General features: G+C 65.1%; 3 protein-coding genes. 2 read left to right on the forward strand and 1 reads right to left on the reverse strand.

What is annotated here, in order from left to right; translation table 11 throughout:
* Both B7L71_RS13305 and B7L71_RS13310 read left to right on the forward strand, forming a co-directional pair.
* The coding region (locus B7L71_RS13305) for an NAD-binding protein (RefSeq protein WP_170919504.1) at positions 1-434 on the forward strand (434 nt) is incomplete at its 5' end.
* Positions 431-1981 (forward strand): aldehyde dehydrogenase family protein, encoded by a 1551-nt coding sequence (locus B7L71_RS13310; protein ID WP_081138549.1) that lies wholly within the window; start codon positions 431-433, stop codon positions 1979-1981. The genes B7L71_RS13305 and B7L71_RS13310, both read left to right, overlap by 4 nt.
* Here the strand turns inward: B7L71_RS13310 and B7L71_RS13315 are convergent.
* Positions 1960-2766, reverse strand: coding sequence for a LysR substrate-binding domain-containing protein (locus B7L71_RS13315; RefSeq protein WP_249273259.1), 807 nt, complete (start codon positions 2764-2766; stop codon positions 1960-1962). The genes B7L71_RS13310 and B7L71_RS13315 overlap by 22 nt on opposite strands.
* Positions 2767-2913: the final 147 nt, after the last annotated feature.

Below are 2913 nucleotides of genomic sequence, written 5' to 3' on the forward strand. Positions count from 1 at the left end.
TGTCGGCCAAACGTACCCATGTGGGCGGCCCGGGCAGCGGCCACGTGGTGAAGCTCGCCAACAACTACCTGTGCGCGGCGCACCTGCTCACGACCGCCGACGCCGTCGCCATGGCCGCCAAGGCAGGCGTCGAGCCTGCCGCCTGCCTGGCGGGTATCAACAGTGGCTCGGGGCGCAGCGCCATCAGCGAGGTGAACTTCCCCGAGTGGGTGCTGAGCGAACGCTTCGATTCGGGCTTTACCACCGGCTTGATGCGCAAGGACCTGCGCCTGGCGCGGGACGCCGCTGAGCAGTTGGGTATTCCCCTTGCCTTGCTGCAGGCGGTGGTGAATGCCTGGCACGCAAGCCCGGAGCAGCCCGCCGATAGCGACGACTTCAACCATATCACCACGCCGATTCTTGCCTGTGCCCGCCAAACGGAGAGCCACTCATGAGCCCACTCAGCCAACACGCCAGCGACCAGCTTGCCGCACTCCTGAACGGCTTTGGGTTAGCGGCAAAAACGCCGTTGAGCAACTGGATCGATGGTGATCTGGTGGCCGGAGAAGGCGAAGAGATCACGCTGATCAACCCGGCGACGGGGGAGGCGCTGGTCAGCTACCGCGATGCGGGTGCGGCGCTTATCGAGCGCGCCACGCAAGCCGCGCAGCGGGGCCAGCGCGAGTGGATGGCGTTGACGGCCAGCGAGCGCGGGCGGCGGATGAACGCGGCAATACGGGGCCTGGAAGGCCATGAAGAGGCGCTGGCACAGCTGGAAAGCGTGGTGGCGGGGAAGCCGATTCGCGACTGCCGGGCCGAAGTGGGCAAAGTGCGCGAGATGTTCGAATACTACGCTGGCTGGTGCGACAAGCAGCACGGCGAAGTGATTCCGGTGCCCACCACGCATCTTAACTACGTGCGCCACGTGCCTTATGGGGTGGTGGGGCAGATCACGCCCTGGAACGCGCCGATGTTCACCTGTGCCTGGCAGCTGGCACCGGCCATGGCGGCGGGCAATGGGGTGGTGCTGAAACCTTCCGAGCTGACCCCTTTCACCTCGGTGGTGATTGCCCAGCGGCTGGAAAGCGGCGGCCTGCCCAAAGGGCTGATCAACATCGTCAACGGGCTGGGCAGAACCACCGGTGCGGCGCTGACCGACCATCCCGCCATCAGCAAGCTGGTGTTTGTCGGCTCGCCCCAGAGTGGTCGCCTGATCGCCGAGGCGGGGGCACGGCGCCTGGTGCCCAGCGTGCTGGAGCTGGGCGGCAAATCCGCCAATATCGTGTTCGCCGATGCCAAGCTCGATGAAGCGGTGGCTGGCGCCCAGGCGGCCATCTTTGCGGCGGCGGGCCAAAGCTGTGTGGCGGGTTCGCGGCTGCTGATCGAGCGTTCGGTCTTCCAGGAGGTCACCACCCGCCTGGCCCGAGCGGCGGAGCAGATTCACGTGGGTCTGCCCAGCGATGAAGCTACCCGCATGGGGCCGCTGCAGAATCGCCGTCAATTCGAGCAGGTGACGCGCATGATCGAGGCCGCTGAAGCGGAAGGGGCAAGCGTGCTGACGGGGGGCAAACGCCCGGATGGCTTGCCTGACGACGCCCAGGGCTATTTTATCGCGCCCACGGTGCTGGTGAATGTCACCCCTGACATGGAGATTGCCCAGCAGGAGGTGTTTGGCCCGGTATTGATCGCCATGGCATTCGATGACGAGGCCCAGGCCGTTCGGCTTGCCAACGACACCCGGTTTGGGTTGGCCGGTGCCGTGTGGAGCCAGGACGTGGCCCGAGCGCATCGTGTGGCGGGGCAGCTGCGGGCGGGCACGGTATGGATCAATAGCTACAAGGCGATCAGCGTGATGTCGCCGTTCGGGGGCTTTGGCGACAGCGGCTTTGGCCGCTCCAGCGGTCTGGACGGCCTGCGCGAATACACGGTGCCGCAAAGCGTCTGGGTGGAAACCGCACCGGAGGCCAGCGTGGCGTTTGGCTACGGCAGCGGTGTCGGCTGATTCGATGCCGGGTCCCTGAAGGCCTGCATCCAGCGCTGCAGGTGGCGCAGCAGCAGGATGCTGGCCTTGGGCTGCTGGCGGCCCACCCGGGTGACCATGTGGGCCTGGGAGCGCTGAAACAGCGGGTCGTCGACCGGGCGTGCGACAAGGCTGCCGATGTCCAGGTCGTGGGCGACCGCAAACGCCGGTAGCAGCGTCACCCCCATGCCGCTGCGCACGTATTGCGCCAGGATCACCATCGAGTTGGTGTTCATGGTCATACGCGGGGCGAGGCGTGCCTGTTGAAACGCCTGGTCAACCATCTGGCGCACGCCATGGGTGGTGTCCCACATGGCCATGGGCTGGGTGCTGAGCTGTGCCAGGGTGAGCGGGTGGGGCTGCTCGGCCAAGGGGTGATGCGGCGCCAGAATGGCCATCAACGGCTGCGGGCTGGAGGCCCAGAAGCGTAGCTGCGGATGGGTACGCTCGTGGAACATCAGCCCAATATGGCTTTGATCCTCGACAATCGCATCGATGATGCCGGATGTGCCCGCGATATGGATATCCAGCTGGATGCCCGCATAGCGCTGGGTGAATTCATGCAGGGGAGAAGCCACCAGGTCGCTGACGAAGCCTTCGCCCACGGTGAGGGAAATCGTTCCGGTTTCCAGCCGCTGGTAGGCTTCGAGGGACGTGATAAAGCTCTCGTCGAGGGCGCTGCGCCGCTCGCAGTACTCCAGCAGCATCTCGCCGACGGGCGTGGGGCGTATGCCGCCGCGCTGGCGCTCCATGAGGGTTGCTCCCAAGGCTGCTTCCAGCAGCACTATCCTATCTGCTGACTCACCGCCGAGGGAGCTATCTCCAAGCGAAGCTTCCTGATGGTTTTTTTATCTAACTACTACATAGTTCCCTGTCCTGGAGACGCAATAGTTAACCTTGGCCCCTAGATTCAT

This window comes from Halomonas sp. BC2, from assembly GCF_002078115.1.
In the GTDB taxonomy this organism is placed as follows: Bacteria; Pseudomonadota; Gammaproteobacteria; order Pseudomonadales; family Halomonadaceae; genus Vreelandella; species Vreelandella stevensii.